This window comes from Halomonas halocynthiae DSM 14573, assembly GCF_000425725.1.
In the GTDB taxonomy this organism is placed as follows: domain Bacteria; phylum Pseudomonadota; class Gammaproteobacteria; order Pseudomonadales; family Halomonadaceae; genus Halomonas; species Halomonas halocynthiae.
On sequence record NZ_KE384439.1, the window covers coordinates 492,583 to 511,382 of the forward strand.

An 18,800-nucleotide genomic window follows, 5' to 3' on the forward strand; every position below is an offset into this window, starting at 1 on the left:
CATGGCACTTCTTGATGTTAACCACCTCGATGTTCGCTTCGCTCTGCGCCGTGGTGATGTTCAGGCGCTGCGTGACGTCTGCTTCAGCCTAGATAAGGGCGAGCGCTTAGGGATTGTCGGCGAATCTGGCGCAGGTAAATCCGTCGCTGCATTCAGCCTGCTTAATCTGATCGCAAAACCTGGCTATATCGCTAACGGCAGCCATATTGTCTTCGATGGCGAAGAGTTGGTCGGACTGAGCGACCGCGCTTTGCGACGTATTCGTGGTCATCGCATGTCTATGATTTTTCAAGACCCGATGATGACGCTTAATCCTGTGCTCAGTATTGGCGAACAGATGATCGAGTGCCTCAAAGCACACCGCCGTATTAGCAAACGAGAGGCGCGGAAAGTTGCATTAGAAAAACTTCAGTTAGCACAGATTCCTGCGCCTGAAGCGCGTCTTGACCAGTATCCTCACGAGCTTTCTGGTGGGATGCGACAACGGGTAATCATTGCCATTGCCCTGCTGCTGGATCCAGACATCATCATTGCCGATGAGCCGACGACGGCACTGGATGTCACCATTCAAGCGGAAGTAATGGCGTTACTGCTTGATCTGTGTGAAAAACAGGATGTGGGACTGATTTTGATCACTCATGACCTTGGTGTGGTCAGCCAGGTTACTGAGCGTATGCTGGTAATGTACGCTGGCCGTGTTATCGAACAGGGGCCAACACGCGAAATCATTAACAACCCTCTTCATCCATACACCCAAGGGTTAATTCAAGCACTGCCGCAGATGGCAACGCCTGGCAGTCGGCTGAATCAAATTCCTGGGAGTATGCCATCGTTGGATAAGCTGCCCTCAGGCTGTGCCTTTCATCCACGCTGCCCATTTGCCACCCTTGATGATGGCCGCCCTCGCCCAGGGTGCCGTGATCAGGTGCCGCCACTGACAGGTGCTGATGCGCGCCAGGTGAGTTGTCATATGGTGGCAGAAAATAAGCCAGTACAGGCAGACCAGTCCGCGCCTGCCAAGGAGGCACACTAATGTCTGTTATGTCTGCAACAGCGTCAGTCGGCACTCAGTCAGCTGAAAACAAGGCGGCTGAAAACAAGGCGGCTGAAAACAAGATACCAGCAACGGCCCCTCTGCTCTCGATTCGAGGATTGGAAAAGCACTTTTCACTCTCTGGCGACGTCTTGGAGCAGCTTAAGTTCAAGGGCGGACGGGTGGTTCGTGAGCAGAAGTTTGTGCATGCCATCAATGGCGTCGACCTTGATATCCAGCGTGGTGAGGCTCTGTGTGTGGTCGGTGAGTCAGGCTGTGGCAAGTCTACCGTGGCACGGGTTGTTATGGGGTTACTCAACCCGACGGCCGGTGAGATCCACTACGACGGCGAGCGTATTGATCAGCTTGGTGCCAAGGCACTGCTGCCATGGCGGCAACGTATGCAGATGATTTTTCAGAATCCTTATGCATCACTGAACCCACGCATGACAATTCAGCAAACGCTGGAAGAACCCATTCGGCTGCATCACCCTACTTGGGACTATCGACAAGTCAAAGATAAAGTTAGCGAAGTGATGACATCGGTAGGTATTGCGCCTGACTGGGGCGCACGTTTTGGCCACGAGTTCTCTGGCGGCCAACGTCAGCGTATTGCTATTGCGCGCGCCCTGGCGGTAGATCCTGAGTTTATTGTGGCTGACGAACCCATCTCAGCACTGGACGTTTCTATTCAGGCGCAGGTGCTCAATCTGTTGATGGATGCTCAGCAGGCGCATAACCTGACCTATCTGTTTATCACTCACGACTTGGCTGTTGTCGAGCATTTCGGCACGCGAGTGGCGGTCATGTATCTTGGTCGAGTCTGTGAAGTGGCACCTACGGCTACGCTGTTTGCCGAGCCACTCCACCCTTACACGCGAGCCTTGATGTCAGCTATTCCTCGCCTTGAGGATGAACGGCCACAACATTTGCGCCTTGAAGGCGAGGTACCAACACCGATTCACTTACCCTCAGGCTGCGTATTTCATGGGCGCTGCCCGCATGCTGAGCGGCGCTGCCGAGAAGAAATTCCACGTTTGATTGCTACAGATAATGGCGCAATGGTGGCCTGCCACGGTATCGAGGAAGGACGTATTCCACTCTGATTGCACCCTTTGATCGCGCTTAGCTTAGCGGACAACTCACCCCGGTGCCTTGCAAACCGCAATAACCACCGGGGTTTTTGTGTAAATATTGCTGATGGTATTCCTCAGCGTAGTAGTAATCATCTAAGGCGATAATTTCCGTCGTTACCGGGCCTTTCCCTGCCCTGGCTAACGCTTGGCTATATGACTCACGGCTACGCTCAGCTACTCGCTGTTGGTGGGCATCACACGTCAGAATCATTGAACGGTATTGGGAGCCAATATCGTTACCCTGCCGGTTACCTTGAGTTGGGTCGTGAGCTTCCCAGAAATGCCCTAACAGTGTTTCAAAATCAATGATCGCTGGGTCGAATACCACACGCACAACCTCAGCATGTCCCGTTTTCCCAGAGCAGGTTTCATCATACGTTGGGTTAGGCGTGATGCCGCCCGCATAGCCTACCGATGTTACAACAACCCCGGGCAGCTGCCAAAACAGCCGCTCCGCCCCCCAGAAGCAGCCCAGCCCGAAAACAACGTCCTGCAAGCCTGGAGGCCAGGGGGGCAACATTGACTGACCATTAACCGCATGTACTGCGCTAATGACCATCGCTGTATCACGCCCCTCTGGGGCATTTTTACCAAAGTGCAACATCCCACATTTCTCCTGACGAATCGGTGGCTGGCACCTTCATTTAAGGGCTCGCGTAGGCTGTATTTTGGGCGGGTTGCCTGGCAGGCTAAATGTATAGATCAGGTCTACTGCTTGAGCAACGCCGGAGACCGCCTCGACATAGAGGTTATTCAAGATTTTATAACGCAAGGTTAGTCTGGCAATGGGCGAAAATATCCCAACGCCATAACTCATGCTCAATCTATCGGTTAAATTACCACTGACTTCTACTTGACTGTCATCGCCACTACCTGATGTATCTAGGCTAAGATCTTGAATGCCAAACGCTTCGCCTATTGCTCCAACAGCTCCCCCCGCTTTTCCTAATGTCATACCAAGCAGCGCGCTCGTCAGAGCATCGCTGGCCCCGCCGCCCTCGCTTGGGCCTCGGCCTTGGAGCAAATAGGAAAGTGCGCTGGCCTCATCAAGCGCTGGTTCAGAGAAAATCTGAAGGCTAGGATTGCTGGCGAGGCCTGTGACCCTAAGCCCGGCAATGACATTATCGGCAGTACTTGATGGATTACGAATCGCCTCAAAATCCAATAGCGGCTCTGCTGGAGGACCACTGAAATAAAGTACGCCTTCTCGAATAACCAGGTCTTGACCGAAAGCCTGGAAACGACCGTCTTTGAGCGTAACGTCTCCGAATAGCTGTAGCGGGCCATTTTTCTGACTCACATCCAGCTTACCAACCAGCTTTGTTTTAAGCCCATAAGCTGACAGCCGCATATCAGGGCCAAGCGTTAAGCTGACTTGAATATCAGTGACCATACCGGCCTTTCTCACCGCCTCAGCGGTTGTTTCGCCACGCGCCACTAGCTCCTGCCGTAGTCTTTCCTCGCGGTCTTCCTGCTCTGTAATAATGACTTCATCGGAACTGGGAGAAACCGCCGAGGGCGGTATGCTGCCAATTTCAAGGCGTGACCAGGGAATATGAACTTCACCGCGCACGGTCAAACGTGCCGGTGTGGCACGAATTGTTAGGTCCGGAGCAAGCTGCAGTTTACCAAATGCGGGCAACGAGGCTTGTAACGGTTCATCTCGTGCCTCTAGCGCAGCGGCAACCTGCCATTGGTCCACAGAGGGCCAGCTGGCATTACCCGTAACATTCAGACGACCTGTCTCGCTAGCAATAAAGCCGTTGATTCTGGCACGATCTCCATTAAGCGCAACGTCCAGTTGGCCATCCTTGATTTCCAAGGGCAGGTCCAGACCACTGGCTTCAAGCTCGGTGAGCCCGATATTGCCTTGCATTACCGGATTATTGCGATCACCACTAATGCTAACGACACCAGCCAAATTGCCGCCCAGGGCATCCACCCCACCAGCCAATGGTGCGTATGGCTTAAGTTGAATGTCATCGATTGTCAGTCGGCCTTCCAGAGCGCCCTTACCCATCGGATCAGCAATAGCAAGTTCTACGCGAAGATCTCCCGTGTCTCCCAGGTTGAGAGCTACCGTGCTATTAATCTTTTCCTGATCCGCATCCAGCTGCACCGTCAACGCGCTACCTGGTACCGTCCATGGTTGCCCATAGGCATCTTCACCCGTTATTTCAGCATTGCTGTCTAGTGTAACGTTAGCCTGCCAACGCGCGGCACCGGCTGACCACTGAGCTTGAATTGTGCCTTCAGTGGTTCCGGTAACACTCCAGCCAGGAGGTAGCGCGGCGTCAGCCAAGTCCATAGGCAGCTCACGAATCTCAAGGTTAGCATTACCGGCATCTGCTGAAGCCAATAAGGGGTCAATCAAGCAAATAGCGCCGCCCTGTTCACGCTGAATACAAAATGGCTGTAATTCAGCGCTGGATTTAGCCAAGTCAGCATCAAAAACCAGTGCGTTGCTAAGAGCAAAGCTGCCGTAGGGGGTTTGCGCGTCCAGTCGCTCAAGCTGGCCAGCATAGTGCTGGGCTTGCTGATCCAGTCCGCTTTCCAGGACGACATCCAAGCGTGTTAGTGGGCCATCACTCTGGCCATCAAGGTCAATTTCCAAGCGGTGATTAGATAACAGACCATCCAGCGCAACCTGTACTGAATCAATAGATTGGCCGCCAGCGAACACGTTCTCGGCCAGAAGAGCAAGGTCAATTTCCGGGTCCTTAACGCCAGCTACCTGGCCTTCAACAGTCAGTGAGGCAATTTGATTGTCGGCAAATATCAGTTGCTGGCCGGCAATATCAATATTCATCTGCGGCGTCTCAAGGCTGCCTGCCGCCTTGATGCTACCTTTGAGTGTACCAGCCAGTTCTGGGTACAGTGTATTCAGTGCGGGCATGTCGATGTTGGCTGCAATGTCCATCAACTCCGGTGACACCTTGCCCGACGCGCTCAGATGATTTTTTCCCTGATAAAAGTTTAGCGTATCTATCTGCCAGTTCATGCGACTGTCACCGGCAAGTTTAGCGCTTAGTGACAGCGGGTAAGACGCCAGTGTGCCATCAACTGAGATACCTGGCACTGTGACGCCCCAACCATCATCCCCTTGGTGAAAGCTTACTTCCGCCTGACCATTAAGGCGCCCTTCCAGTCCTTCAACAAACGCCTCAGGATTGATGTTATCAAGGGTCAGCGATGCGCTGACATCCAGCGCCTCAGCCCAGCCAACACGGCCGCTACTGGCCAAACTGCCCTCTGCTATTCTTACGTTGAGCGGCGCCCAATTAAAGTGTTCCAAATCACCGTTTCCGGTCAGGTCTAGTTGCGTCAAGGGCAGCGACGGCCCTTGAGCTGCCAGGGCTAGCTGTAATGAGTAGTCAAGCAGTGACCCTTCGGCTGTCAAACGAACATCACGGGCTTCCCAGGGTTCGGCACGTTGACTTTCTGCCGCTTGGTGTTCTGCACTATTATTCGTAGCCTCTTCCATACCTGGCAGTGGCCATTGCAAGCCAGGGCTCTCGAGTTGGGCATGAAACGGTAGCGTCGGAGCCAGTGCATCTAATGTGGCGTCAAGGCGAGCCTGAGCTGGGCCGTTCATCGCTAGCTTGACCGCCAGATCCGATAGATCGCCGCTAAGCTCAAGGCTTACGTCTTCACCATTAAGAGCAGGAAAACGCTCAGGAAGAAAGAGTTGGCTGCTCAGTGAAAACTCCAGCGGATAGTTGCCACTAAGGGTTATGTTGCCAGCCAAGCGTGCATCGGCTTCACGGCTGACAATCGTCAAGGGTTTTATCGTGATCGTTTGACCGCTGGCGCTGACCGCTAGCTCCAGTCGCTCGACACCGTACAAACGTGAGTGCTCAGATCCGCCTTGCAGTTCAGCATTTTCAACCAACAGGCTAGGAATATTCACGGTTAATGGTAGGTTGATTTCAGGCAATTGAATTCGTGGTTTATCCGCTAGGTCTAACTGCTGTAGGCCCTCTGCCTCAGCGGCAATAGCCGCAGGCAGCGGCGATTCGACGGCAATTGCCGCATCAATCGCTTGCGCGGAGAGTGCTGTACCCTCATGTTCCGCATCGCTCAACGCCAATTGTTGGCCCGCGCTTAGAGGCAAGCGTGTGATAAGCCCTGCTAAGCGTGTGGGTAATAGGTCAACCTGTTGTTGCTGTGCTGTTACCCCACTACTGAACGACGCCCAATAAATGCGTGTACCGTCGGCCAACAATATGTCGATGTCATCCGCCACGATCTCACGCAATGCCACGGGAAATGGCAACGTGATATCGCTCATCGCACTTTTCTGTTCAGGCTCGGTGCTTTCTTCACTACTACCCAACCGGATGTCAGCACCCTTTGCTGCTAAGCGGTCGATGCATACTTTGCCCTGCAACAAGCAGTCGTCAGCCCAGGCCAGCTCAAGGTAGTCAAGATCCACTGCGACAGGGCCTGCAGAGAGATGAAAATCGTTGAGTACTAGGGTTTCCAGCGGCGAGCCTTTAACCTCTCCGACTTCAAATAGTCCCAGGCGCTGCCCCTGATTAAACAGAAAAGACGTTCCCCAGGGCGATAGCCCTAAACCTAACAACAAAGCCAGTAGGCCCAGCAAGGTGATGGGGGCAATAATTAGCAGGCGGGCCAATGCCCATGTCAGTCGACGTAATCTCACAATAGCTGTCTCAGAATTCTGGGCCAATGGCAAAGTGAATGCGGAAGTTGTCGTCGTTATCAAACGGATGTGCAACGTCAAATCGAATGGGGCCAACGGGTGAGATCCAGCGTACACCTAAACCGGCACCGGTATACAGGTCGTCAGGTGCCCATTTAGTGAAAGCATCTCCCGTATCAATAAAGCTGGCCAACCACCATTTTCCAGTTAGTCTGCGCTGGGCTTCGAGACTTGCAACGAAACGCTGCTGACCGCCGATAAGGCGCCCTTTGCTATCTCTTGGGGATAAGCTTTCGTAAGAATACCCTCGTACACTGTTATCCCCGCCAGCAAAGAAGCGCAATGATGAGGGAATATTACTGAAGTCGTCTGTTTCGATGGCACCTACATTCATTCGTGCAATGAAACGGTTGTTGTCTCCCAGCATCCGTATCCATTGGGTATCACCATTGAGGCGGAAAAAGTCAGCATCAGACCCCCAGGCCTTGTTGGAGTACTGCAGGGTGAGCTGCTGGCTATCCCCCCAGGTGGGGAAGTTCGGATGTTTGGTACGACTACGGCTCCAGCGCACCCCAGGGTATAGGAGCAGCACTTGGTTCTTCTCTCCCGCCAAGGTGAAGTCTTCATAAGTTGCCCGCAAATAAATGGTTTGTTCCCAGTCGTTAGCGAACGTCCAGTGGCGGCCAAATTCAACACTGGCTTCCAGTGTTTTGATGTCATTGTTGTCTTGGTTGCGAAGCCCGTATTGAAGGCGGTAGCTGTCACGCAGCGGATCCTTTAGCGGCATCCGGTATTCGCCGGTGAATTTCTGCTCCGGCCCCGAGACATAAAGATCATGATTCAGGCTGTGGCCATAACGATTAACCCACGGCTGGTTCCAGCTCATCCGCGCACGCGGGCCCACATCGGTAGAAAACCCAACGCCAAACTCGAACTGGTGGCGGTCAGCCGGTGCAAGTACGACATCAATTGGAATACTGGGTGGACCAACCTGCATAACATGGGTGGCCGCCAGAATCGCATCACTGGTCAGCTGAGGCTGCTGGGGGGAGGGCTCGACGCCATTCACATCCAGCTCATTATAGAACCCTAACTCCTGAGGCGGTAAAGCCAGCTGTCCGGTATCCAAGCGCGGCTTAACGCTGATCAGGCTAAACCAGCGGGTTTGAGCCAAGTCTTGACTGAGTTTGGCAATGTCACTCGCTAAATAGAAGTCGCCAGTATGATAGGGAAGCAAGTTGGACAGTCGCTCTATCTCAATATGGCTACCATGGAACAAGGTGTCGCCGAAGTGGTAACGCTCACCACTATTCAGGTCTAAATAAAGCCGAGCACTGTTCTCCCATGGCCGTATTTCCATGCGGTGCTCAAGAAGGTCCCAGTCGAAATACCCTTTCTGTAGTGATAATGACGTAAACTTTTCGCGCAACGCGTCGTAGGGGGCGTGCTCCAGTATGTCGCCTTTTTTCTGGGGGTAGGCATCAAGAGCACTGATAAACGAGGGGTCACTCTTGGCATCGCCCTGAATGGAGAAGTCGATAACCTGAATCCGCACCGGCTCGCCTGGTTTAATACTGACCTTGGCTTGTTTTTCCTGCAGGGTGACCTCGACTTCCGGCGCGTAGTAACCGAAAGGTCGCATGGCGGTTTTCGTCAACCGCTCAATTTCACCCACTAACCGTTCAGGGCTATATGCCTGAGATTTGATAGGGTCGAGATAGATTTTGACGTTGTTCTCTACCGCTTCGTCAACACCTGTCACTTCGGCATCTATGGCTAGCGCCGACTGATGATGCATTACACTGACGAGGACCAGACTCGCCACTGCTGCGTTACAAGCGAGTCGCTGCAGAGAGTTTTGAGCACGTAGGGGCGTCACTGTGCCATACCCTCCAGTTGGGCATTGATAACCAGTTGTGTCTGGCGCATTTCTCTGACCTGCTGTGCTAGTGCATCAAGGCGTTGCACCTGTTGTTCGCCACGCGTAAGGCGCTCATTCAACTGTGTTTGAATGGCGTCGATGTGTTCAGCCATATTTTCCTGCTGTTTCTGATAGTCGGGCATACGCTCTATCACGGGATCCAAATGGTTACTCACACTTTCCTGTAACCCGCTTATTTGTTGTTGCTGTGTTCGCTGCCGCTGACGAAGCGTCTGTTGCTCCGCGGCTAACGTATCACGATGTTCTTTACTTATCTTCTCGAAAGCGGCCAGCGATGTTTGAATCGCAGAAATTCGCCGATCAAGCGACGCTGATACGGCTCCTTCATGCTCACTGTCGTCGCGGCGCTGCTGAATGCGTGCCTCAACACTATCAAACGCCTGAGCAACAGAAGCTAAGCGTGCCTCAACGTCTTCAGAATAACGACCTTGTTCGCTTTCAAAGCGGTCAAACCTCGCCGCTAACCGGCTGATTTCATCGTTATACTGGCGCTCACTTTCACGTTCGCCAGCCTGCTGTGCGACCAAGTTGGAGAGCTCTCCCTGCATGGTTTCCAACTGTTGCTCAAGCTGCTGAGAATACCACCACCCATAAGCAGCTAGCGATGAGAGTGTTGCCAACAACACACAACAAAGAAGCCATAGCGGCCATAGTCGTGGCCGTTGGAAACGATATGGCCGTTGACTCAGGCTGGCTTGTGGATCTGGCACAATAGGTCGCGCCTTTGGCGATAGCTCAGAATGCTCAGCCATGACAGTCTCCTAGTCTCAGGGTGTGGTCAGGAAAAACAATAACGATGGACTCATTCGATTGACAACATATGTAAATTCAGCCGCTGAATCAGAATTGGCGGACCTCCAGACGAGTGTTATGATATTTAATGAAATCGAAAACCACATACTCTACTGAATAGTGTAAGGTTTTTTTAACAACGCAGCGAACTGACTAGCACAGCATATAAGCCTAGCTGGGTTGATCGCTAGCGTCATATGACACAACATGCGTTGGAACATGGGGTGTAACGAAAACTACACTCCCCCATTGATGATGAGGAGAATAACGATGGCATTTGAACTGCCCGCACTTCCCTACGAAAAAAATGCTCTTGAACCGCATATTTCTGCTGAGACGCTGGAATATCACCACGGCAAACACCACCAGGCCTACGTCACAAAGCTTAACGAGCTGACCGAAGGTACGGATAACGCCAACAAGTCACTCGAAGAGATTATCAAGACATCTTCTGGTGGCCTATTCAACCAGGCAGCTCAAGTCTGGAACCACACTTTCTACTGGCACTGCCTTTCTCCCAACGGTGGTGGCGAGCCGACGGGGGCTCTGGCAGATGCGATTAACGCCAAATTTGGTTCGTTTGCTGAATTCAAAGAAGCCTTCAATGCCAAAGCAGTAGGTAATTTCGGTTCTGGCTGGACGTGGCTGATCAAAACAGCAGACGGTGGTGTGGATCTTGCCAACACCGACGACGCTGACTGCCCGATCGCCCATGACCAAACGCCGCTGATGACAATTGATGTGTGGGAGCATGCGTATTACATCGATTATCGTAATGCGCGTCCGAAGTACCTTGAGCACGTGTGGAACGTGCTGAACTGGGACTTCGTTGCCAAGAATTTTGGCTAAATAACGTGAGTTAAAAAGACATTAGCCACAAGAGTTTTGGTTAATGTGTGGCAAGTAAGCCGCCTCTAAAACGACCTCACTTATCACCTATTGGCGAGGTCGTTTTAATACGTGTTACTCACCTGACGGCGGATCAGCTCGGCGACCAATGCCGCGATAGTGTAAGCCGACGCTAGCCACGTGGCCTGGATCGTAGATGTTGCGGCCATCCAGCAGTAGCTTTCCCTTTAATGCACTAGCGAGAGTTTGCCAATCGGGATTCCAGTAAGCCTTCCACTCAGTGACCAGCATAAGCACGTCCGCGCCCTGCAGCGCATCCATAGGGTCGCTTGCATACAGAGTTAACTGCGGGTGGTCACCAAATTTATCCTGAAGGGCCGGCACAGCGGCGGGATCATGCAACTGAACTTGGGCACCTTGCGCCCATAGCGCATCAAGTAATGGCAAGACCGGCGCATGATCAATGCGGGCGGTACCAGGCTTGAAGGCGGCTCCCCAGATAGCGACAACACACCCTTCTAGCTTGCCTTGATAGTGGTGCCATAGCCTGCGAAAAAGCGCTTCTTTTTTCTGCTCGTTGATATCCAGTACGCGGTCGAGTAACGCCGAATGACGCCCCGTCGTATTCTGGGCATCGGCTAGGCGCATCAGGTCACGTGAAAAGCTGGGTCCGCCAAAACCGCAGCCAGGGTAAAGATACTCATAGCCGATACGGCTGTCTGACCCCATGCCTTGACGAACATACTCCACATCAACATCCAAGCTATCAGCCAGCCCTGCAATTTCATTCATGTAGCTAATTCGTGTGGCCAGCATCCCGTTAATAGCTAGCTTGGTCAGCTCGGCAGCACGGCGTGGCATGCGATGAAAAATGTCGCTGCGGCGATTAAAAGCCCGCAAAACTTCCCGTACGGTTGCTTCTGCGTTGTCGTTATCACAGCCAAGCAGCCAGCGTGCGGGGCGGGTAAACGAGTCCCAGGCACGCCCTTCTTCGATCAGGTCAGGTAGTGATACAGCGCGCCCGCTTTGAGCCATTAGCGATTCAAGCTGTTCGGTCTCGCCCACAGGAAACGTAGAGTTATTTACTAATACAGCGGCTTCACTGAGCTGCGTTGCACTGCTGAGAACAATCTCAACAGCTTGGTCACGCTGCTCCGGTGACAGTGCAAGCCACAGTATGTCCTGAGGTACATCAGTGGCAGACCCCATAAACTGAAGACGGCCGCTGTGTATGGCTTCTTCAAGCCGTTCCATTAACTGGGGCTCACTGGCCAACCATTTGCTGGTAGAGAGTTGCTGCCAGCTTTTACCGTTCAGCAAGTGCCAAGTCACTTGGTGCCCTACCCAAGCTAAGGCGGCGGCGGCTGTTGCTGTGGCTAACTCATTACCGCATATTATAATACGCATGCATCATCCTTCGGCTGCATAGCGCGTTAGCAACGCGCGAAATTCTTGCCCGAAACGAGGGTGGCGACTTGCGTAAGCCAAGGTGGCTTCTAAGTAGCCCAGTTGGTGACCGCAATCGTGTGTGTGTCCCGTCATGCGCCATGCATCTACGCCCTTCTGCTGACGGAGTGTTTCGATAGCATCAGTCAGCTGAATTTCTCCGCCAGCACCTGGTGGTGTTTCCGCCAGTAATGTAAAGATTTCTCCAGGCAGAATGTAACGACCAATAACGGCCAAACGTGAGGGGGCAGAAACGGTATCCGGTTTCTCAACAACGCCATCCAGTGCGCAGCACTCTCCAGCCTGAGGCTCTTCTCCACGCGGCGCAACAATGCCATATTTACTGACGTCTTCGGCCGCTACCTGTTCAACCATTAACTGAGCACGACCTGTTGCGTCAAAGGACGCTATCATGCCGGCTAGATCGGTGCGTGGCTGATCACGGTTGTCTACCAGAACATCAGGCAGCAGCACAGCAAACGGCGATGCATCCCCGATGACAGGCCTTGCGCATAATACGGCATGCCCAAGCCCTAGCGGTTCCGGCTGACGGACGCTGATGATATTAACCGAGGCGGGCACGATGGAGCGTAGCTCTGCCAGCAGGTCATACTTGCCTTTGGCCTCAAGGCTGGCTTCAAGCTCGAAATTTTTGTCAAAGTGGTTTTCGATAGCCCCCTTACTCCCGTGAGTGACCAGTATAATATCGCGGATTCCTGCAGCCACAGCCTCTTCAACCACATACTGAATCACTGGTCGGTCAACGATGGTGATCATTTCTTTGGGAATGGCTTTGGAAGCCGGCAAACAACGAGTGCCAAACCCAGCAACTGGGAGTACAGCCTTGCGAATCATCAGTATTCCTTTTCAATTCACTGTGCATTGTATATCGGCAGATCAACAACGAATGCAGAAAGCCGAGCCAGTAGTGGGTAGAATGGCCTGTATGATACCGAATGCACGCACGCATGCCATATGCCATACGGCCGCGGCCAAGTGAACACGGAGAAAAGCATGACCGTAACGTCACCCGTTTCAGGCAACGTCGATACTAGTGAAATTGCCAAATTTGAAGCACTTGCAGATCGCTGGTGGGACCCTCACGGCGAGTTCAAGCCATTACACGAGATTAATCCACTCCGTTTGGACTTCATTGACGCCCGCGCTGGCTTGGCAGGCCACAAGGTCATCGATGTGGGGTGTGGTGGCGGAATCCTGTCAGAATCCATGGCACACCGCGGAGCAGAGGTCACCGGCATTGACCTTGGCGAAGCTCCGTTAGCCGTCGCGCGACAGCATGCCCAGCAAGCCGGTGTTGAGGTGGACTATCAACGCATTAGTGTTGAAGAGATGGCCGAGCAACATGCCGCTGAATTTGATGTCGTGACTTGTCTTGAAATGCTTGAGCATGTGCCTGATCCCGCGTCAGTCGTACGCGCCTGTATGCAGTTAGTGAAGCCGGGCGGCCAAGTCTTTTTCTCTACCATTAACCGCAACCCTAAGGCTTACGCCTTTGCCATCATTGGTGCGGAATACGTAATGAACATGCTCCCCAAAGGAACGCATGATTACTCACGCTTCATTCGCCCATCTGAACTCGCTGGCTGGTGCCGTGCAGCAGGTCTTACGGTATGCGAGCAAATGGGGATGAGCTATAGCCCACTCTCACGGCGCTTCCAGTTATCGCCCCGCGATGTATCAGTCAATTACCTGATGCATTGCCGCCGAGGGTTGGTATGAGCACACCACTTACGTTACCAGCTGCCTTGCTGTTTGACCTTGACGGTACCTTGGTAGATACCGCACCAGACTTGGCCATGGCAACTAATGCGCTACGCCAACATCATGGATTACCGCCGTTAGACTACCCAACGATACGCGCTCAGGTTTCTAATGGCGGAAACGCGCTAACCACGCTGGCGCTGAATATTGATGCGACACACCCTGACCATGCAACCGCTAGAGACTTTCTGCTCGATGCCTATGGCGCTGCGGTGGCTGTGCACAGCCGTGTTTTCCCTACGCTGGAAGCCCTGCTTAACACCTGGCAAAAGGCTGGCCGTGCATGGGGTATTGTTACCAACAAGCCGCGCCGTTACGCCGAGCCGCTGGTTGAGGCGCTAACGCTCTCGCCAGATGTGTTGTTGTGTGCTGACGATTTGCCCGTGCGAAAGCCCAACCCTGAACCGCTGCTTGAGGCGGCTCGCCGGCTAGGTGTGTCACCACAAGGTTGCTGGTATATCGGTGATCATCTGCGTGATATCGAAGCTAGCCTAGCCGCTAGCATGCCGGCAGTTGCCGTAGCTTATGGTTATTTGGATGACCCGAGTGAAGCGCTTGAGTGGCAGGCTGACGCCTGTTTTGACACGCCTCAGGCGCTCTCAGAACAACTATTGTCACTGCTGGAATCGGTAGCAATAGCCACTGATGACTGACGTACCCACGCTAATTCGCCCGAAGGTTATTCGGGCGAATTAGCGTGCAGCTGAAGGTGTCATTATGAACCTGCCGTCAGCCTTACGCTGGCTGGGCGTTAAACCTTTCGCCGTTGTGTCCGCGGCTATCAGGTCCCATCAGCCATAAGTAGGTAGGCATGATGTCCTCAGGCGTGCGCAGTGTCATTGGATCCTCTCCTGGATAGGCTCCTTTGCGCATGGAGGTACGTGTTGCTCCTGGGTTCAGCGTATTGATGCGCAGGGTGCCAAGGTGTTCCACCTCTTCTGCGAGTACTTCACTGAAACCTTCAACAGCAAACTTAGATACCGCGTAGGCGCCCCAGAAGGCACGCCCTTTACGCCCCACCGACGATGATGTGAAAATCACAGACGCGTCATCAGATGCCTGTAACAACGGCAGCAAGGCTTGTGTCATCCACAAAGGTCCATTGACATTGACCTGCATTACCTGTTCCCAAAGCTCAGGATTATATTGCTCAAACGGTGTGATCCGCCCAAGTAGCCCCGCATTGTGCAAAATGCCATCCAAGCGCCCAAACTCCTTGTCGAGCGTTTCGGCCATATCGTGATAGTCCTTGAGACTGGCCCCTTCAAGATTCAGCGGAAAAATGGCCGGTTGAGCCAACCCCTCCGCTTCAATAAGGTCATAGGTCGCTTCCAGTTTAGCAATGGTCCGCCCTAGAAGAATTACCGTAGCGCCATGGCGTGCATAGCTCAACGCTGCACATTGGCCAATGCCGTCACCGGCACCGGTAACAACAATAACGCGACCTGCCAGCAGGTCAGCCGGAGCCTCATAGTCAATCTTGCAGCTCATTGGTGCTCCCAGAAGTTATTCGCTTGAATCACGCATGAAGTCTTTGGCTAAGCCCGCTGCGGAACTGTCCGGATAATCGTTACGAACCTGATTAAATAGGGATTCGCTAGCCTTCAAGTCACCCTCGCGGGCTTTCAGCAACGCTAACTTATAGATGGCATCAGGCACTTTTCCACTTTGAGGGTAGTCATTAATGACACGCTGGAATGAATCGCTTGCTTTATCAGATTCTGATTTGGCTGAATATAGCTCGCCCAACCAATAGTATCCATTAGCCACTAACTCATCGTCAGGGTAATCGCTGACAAAACTTTCGAAAGCGCTGATTGCTGCATCGAACTTGCGATTCTGAACATTAGAAAAAGCCGCAGTATAGGCAGCTTTAGCATCACTACTGCTGGTGCTGGGAGACGCTTGCTCGTTCTCACTGTCGGGCTGGCTAGCGGTACTCGCCGCTGGCGCGCTGTTGCCCTGCTCTAACATGGCAAGGCGGCTATCAAGATCCATATATTGCTGTTGACTTTGTTGACGAAGCTTACCCAGTTCATGGGTAAGCTTTTCAATTTGCCCGCGCAGTTCACGAATAGTTTCTTGATTGCTCTGAGTTGCATTGAACAGCGCCAGACTGCCACCCGCCTCTTCACGGGTGACGGTCCTGTCATAAAAGCTGTTGCTGGTCAGATCATCAACCCTGGGTTGCTGGGCAAGTGAGTTCCCCGCCAACGCGAGTAAAGACACTGCAGCACCGGTAGTGAGCAGATATTTGGCACACTGTCGCATCAATGACTCCCTGTGTCGCAATAACACGCCAAATCAGTAAGCAAAAACCACGCGACGATTACGTGCAAAGTCTTCTTCCGTGTTGCCGCGCACGGCAGGACGCTCTTCGCCATAGCTGACGACTTCCAGCTGCGATGGGGAAACGCCCTGCACATCGAGATAGCGCTTGACCGAATTAGCACGGCGCTCGCCCAGTGCCAAGTTATACTCGCGAGTACCACGCTTATCCGTGTGGCCCTGCAGGATCACTTGAGTCCCTGGGTTAGCACGCAGGTAGCGAGCGTGTGCTTCAAGCACCGATTGAAACTCTGGGCGGATCGTGTCGCTGTCAAATGCAAAGTAAATAGTGCGCACGTCTGGTATCCGTGAATCAGCCATCTGGCCAGCCCCCGAACTCACACCAGTGCTTCCAGCCTGTCCGCTACCATAACCACTGGTGCTGGTGCCCGTACCGCCTGCGCCTGCGCCGCCAGCGCCAGAGGAAGTGCCACCTTGGGTGCCACCAGTACTTGAACAACCAGCAATAGCTACCAAAGACAACGCAATAGTCAGCGAACGAACATAAGGTTTGAGACGCATCGTAAAACTCCTTTTCAAGTACATGTGTGAAATTAATTCAAAAAAGGTGACCAAGCAGGATCGCGCACATCACCTTGGGCTGCCGGCAGGAAAAATGAGGCCCTGCCATCGGCAGAGACTGCCCCCAGCACTCCCTTGCCGTTTCGCTGAGTCGCAAAGATTACCATGGTGCCGTTGGGTGCAACACTGGGAGACTCTGCAAATCGACTGTCGCCCAACTCTACCAGACGGCCACTACTAAGGTCTTGACGCGCCACCTTGTACCCTCGGTTGCCGCGATGAATCAGAAATAGCTGTTCTCCATCAGGAGAAAACTGGCCGCGAGCATTGTAGCCACCCGTATAGGTCAGACGCTCTGCACTACTGTCACCCAGCATTTGACGGTATACCTGAGGGCCGCCGCTGCGGTCAGAGGTGTAGATCAAGCTGCGTCCATCGGGCGACCAGGAAGGCTCTGTTTCAATGCTGCCACCGTCTGTAAGGCGCTGCAGATTACCTGAGCCAATATCCATCAGATAAATATCTGGCTGGCCATCTTTCGATAACGCCATAGCCAGTTTACGTCCATCCGGTGACCACGCTGGCGCGCTGTTGAGGCCCTCAAATGATGTTAGCTTGGCGCGTCGGCCACTGGCCAAGTCCTGCACATAAATTGCTGGGCGTTGAGTTTCAAAAGAGACATACGCCAGTTTTTTACCATCTGGCGACCAGGCTGGTGACATCACAGGCTCATCCGAGCTGAGTATCTCTTGGCTGTTACGGCCATCAGCATCAGCGATATACAGACCATAGCGTGTGTTATCGCCCAGCCCACTCGAAGTAACGTAAGCAATACGCGTGGAAAAGGCGCCACGGATGCCGGTAATTTCTTCAAAAATTCTGTCACTGATACGATGAGCTGCCGCACGAAGTGCTGTAGGAGACGCATTGACGGTCTCTTCCAGCATCAATGACTCGCCACCGATGTTAAGCAGCTCATAGCGAATAGTAATGTTATTTCCGTTTTGGTTAACTTGCCCTACTGCCAGATAGCGCGTATTAAGCGCTTTCCAGTCGCCATACGTTACCTGGTCGCGGCTGCTTGGCTGGGTAAACATGGCACTGCGCGCCAACGGCGTAAAATAGCCGCTGCGCTCAAGGTCATCAGCAACGATTTGCGCCAAATCCTCAGACAGCCCTTCGCCACCAGCAAACGGAACTACAGCAATAGGAGTCGCCTGCTCATTACCTCGTGTGATATCAATGGTGAGATCAGCCTGCGCCAAGGCGCTGAACATCATCAGTATGGCGAATAGCCAAGGTGTCATCAGATTTCGCATCAGCGTATGTCTCCTGGTCGGAATCGAAGATTGAAGTTCCTGAAGTCCCGCTGCACTGATGCGGGAAGCTGCGTTAACTCAGAGAACGGTGCCGCTGCTTGCACTGCTTCTTCTACTGAGCGGTCAAATGCAGTGTTACCACTGCTCTCGGTGATTCTCACAGCAAAAATCTCGCCAGAAGGACCAAGCGTTACGGCGACTTTTGCTTGAGGATTACCCATCACATTAGGCGGGATAACCCATGCCTGCTCTACAGCACGCCGTACCAGTGAAATAAAGCCGCTGGCCGCTTGCTCACCCTGAGCCGCATTCGACTCACTTGCAATTGCCTGTTCCAGACTACGCTGAGCGGCTTCTGCCGCAGCCTCGGCTTGGCGTTTGGCTTCAGCGGCTGCCTCGGCTTCGGCCTGGCGTTTGGCTTCAGCGGCGGCTTCGGCCTCGGCCTGACGTTTGGCTTCAGCGGCGGCCTCGGCTTCGGCCTGGCGTTTGGCTTCAGCGGCGGCTTCGGCCTCGGCCTGGCGTTTAGCTTCAGCGTCAGCGGCGTTTTGACGCGCCTGCTCGGCTTCGTCTGCTCGACGTTGTGCTTGCTGCTCGGCCTCTTTTGCCTGTTCACGCTGTCGGTCGATTTCAGCTTGTCGCTCTTGCTCAGCCTGACGCTGACGAGCCAGCTCTTCTCGTTGCTGCTGTTGCTGAGCTTCCGCCTCTGCCTCTGCTTGCTCTGCCGCCTGAGCTTGTCGAGCGTCTTGTTCAGCCCGTTCTTTATCAAGCGCCTGCTGCGCCGCGGCCTTGGCTTGCTCTGCACGCTGAGCACGGTCTGTCACACTTTCTGTGCTGACCAGTGTTGCGTGAACAATCGGGTCCTGGGGCGCTTCAACGTCTGGCGTGGGAAACCGCAATACACTTATCACCACGACACCAAGGTGCAGGCTAATCGCTAAAAACAGAGGTAGTCCGTAGCCTTCGCCACGACGATGTCTGGCCATTT

16 protein-coding genes are annotated in these 18,800 nt (G+C 53.4%); 5 read left to right on the forward strand and 11 right to left on the reverse strand.

What is annotated here, in order from left to right:
- Position 1 precedes the first annotated feature (1 nt).
- Together H616_RS0107915 and H616_RS0107920 are read left to right on the forward strand one after the other, a co-directional pair.
- Complete coding sequence (locus H616_RS0107915; protein ID WP_027966881.1) at positions 2-1,033, forward strand: ABC transporter ATP-binding protein; 1,032 nt, start codon at positions 2-4, stop codon at positions 1,031-1,033.
- Positions 1,033-2,139 (forward strand): ABC transporter ATP-binding protein, encoded by a 1,107-nt coding sequence (locus tag H616_RS0107920; RefSeq protein ID WP_205619070.1) that lies wholly within the window; start codon positions 1,033-1,035, stop codon positions 2,137-2,139. Before H616_RS0107915 ends, H616_RS0107920 begins: the two co-directional genes overlap by 1 nt.
- Positions 2,140-2,158: 19 nt before the next feature.
- On the opposite strand, the gene msrA is transcribed toward H616_RS0107920, so the two are convergent.
- Genes msrA through H616_RS0107940 form a run of 4 tightly spaced genes read right to left on the reverse strand, consistent with a single transcriptional unit; the run spans position 2,159 to position 9,529 of the window.
- On the reverse strand, positions 2,159-2,773 hold the full coding sequence (gene msrA, locus H616_RS0107925; protein ID WP_027966883.1) for a peptide-methionine (S)-S-oxide reductase MsrA: 615 nt from the start codon (positions 2,771-2,773) through the stop codon (positions 2,159-2,161).
- A 36-nt stretch (positions 2,774-2,809) separates the two neighbouring features.
- Positions 2,810-6,835: an autotransporter assembly complex protein TamB gene (gene tamB, locus H616_RS0107930; protein ID WP_027966884.1), complete on the reverse strand. Its 4,026-nt coding sequence runs from the start codon at positions 6,833-6,835 to the stop codon at positions 2,810-2,812.
- 10 nt (positions 6,836-6,845) lie between these two features.
- On the reverse strand, positions 6,846-8,714 hold the full coding sequence (gene tamA, locus H616_RS0107935; RefSeq protein ID WP_338035746.1) for an autotransporter assembly complex protein TamA: 1,869 nt from the start codon (positions 8,712-8,714) through the stop codon (positions 6,846-6,848).
- Entirely contained in the window at positions 8,711-9,529 is an 819-nt protein-coding gene (locus tag H616_RS0107940) for a coiled-coil domain-containing protein (protein ID WP_027966886.1), read from the reverse strand. Before H616_RS0107940 ends, tamA begins: the two co-directional genes overlap by 4 nt.
- Before the next feature lie 310 nt (positions 9,530-9,839).
- Between H616_RS0107940 and H616_RS0107945 the strand changes: the two genes are divergently transcribed.
- Positions 9,840-10,418, forward strand: a complete 579-nt coding sequence (locus H616_RS0107945; protein ID WP_027966887.1) for a superoxide dismutase — start codon at positions 9,840-9,842, stop codon at positions 10,416-10,418.
- A gap of 114 nt (positions 10,419-10,532) precedes the next feature.
- Here the strand turns inward: H616_RS0107945 and H616_RS0107950 are convergent, their stop codons facing one another.
- Together H616_RS0107950 and galU are read right to left on the reverse strand one after the other, a co-directional pair.
- Positions 10,533-11,825, reverse strand: a complete 1,293-nt coding sequence (locus tag H616_RS0107950) for a nucleotide sugar dehydrogenase (RefSeq protein WP_027966888.1) — start codon at positions 11,823-11,825, stop codon at positions 10,533-10,535.
- A gap of 3 nt (positions 11,826-11,828) precedes the next feature.
- Positions 11,829-12,719: a UTP--glucose-1-phosphate uridylyltransferase GalU gene (gene galU, locus H616_RS0107955; protein WP_027966889.1), complete on the reverse strand. Its 891-nt coding sequence runs from the start codon at positions 12,717-12,719 to the stop codon at positions 11,829-11,831.
- Between the two features lie 159 nt (positions 12,720-12,878).
- Here galU and ubiG point away from each other — a divergent pair, with 159 nt between their 5' ends.
- Both ubiG and H616_RS0107965 read left to right on the forward strand, forming a co-directional pair.
- Complete coding sequence (gene ubiG, locus H616_RS0107960) at positions 12,879-13,604, forward strand: bifunctional 2-polyprenyl-6-hydroxyphenol methylase/3-demethylubiquinol 3-O-methyltransferase UbiG (protein ID WP_027966890.1); 726 nt, start codon at positions 12,879-12,881, stop codon at positions 13,602-13,604.
- A complete protein-coding gene (locus H616_RS0107965; protein WP_027966891.1) occupies positions 13,601-14,299 on the forward strand; it encodes an HAD-IA family hydrolase in 699 nt (232 codons plus the stop codon). The genes ubiG and H616_RS0107965 overlap by 4 nt, the downstream gene beginning before the upstream one ends.
- A gap of 82 nt (positions 14,300-14,381) precedes the next feature.
- Here H616_RS0107965 and H616_RS0107970 read toward each other — a convergent pair whose 3' ends face one another.
- From H616_RS0107970 to tolA, 5 genes are read right to left on the reverse strand one after another with little or no spacing between them, the layout of a single operon-like run.
- Positions 14,382-15,137: a YciK family oxidoreductase gene (locus tag H616_RS0107970; RefSeq protein ID WP_027966892.1), complete on the reverse strand. Its 756-nt coding sequence runs from the start codon at positions 15,135-15,137 to the stop codon at positions 14,382-14,384.
- Between the two features lie 15 nt (positions 15,138-15,152).
- A complete protein-coding gene (gene ybgF / locus H616_RS0107975; RefSeq protein ID WP_027966893.1) occupies positions 15,153-15,917 on the reverse strand; it encodes a tol-pal system protein YbgF in 765 nt (254 codons plus the stop codon).
- Positions 15,918-15,950: 33 nt separating this feature from the next.
- On the reverse strand, positions 15,951-16,496 hold the full coding sequence (gene pal, locus H616_RS0107980) for a peptidoglycan-associated lipoprotein Pal (protein WP_027966894.1): 546 nt from the start codon (positions 16,494-16,496) through the stop codon (positions 15,951-15,953).
- Between the two features lie 32 nt (positions 16,497-16,528).
- Positions 16,529-17,815 carry a Tol-Pal system beta propeller repeat protein TolB gene (tolB, locus tag H616_RS0107985; protein ID WP_027966895.1) on the reverse strand — a complete coding sequence of 429 codons (1,287 nt, stop codon included), beginning with the start codon at positions 17,813-17,815 and terminating at the stop codon, positions 16,529-16,531.
- Positions 17,815-18,798, reverse strand: coding sequence for a cell envelope integrity protein TolA (tolA, locus tag H616_RS0107990; RefSeq protein WP_027966896.1), 984 nt, complete (start codon positions 18,796-18,798; stop codon positions 17,815-17,817). The genes tolB and tolA overlap by 1 nt, the downstream gene beginning before the upstream one ends.
- Between the last annotated feature and the right edge of the window lie 2 nt (positions 18,799-18,800).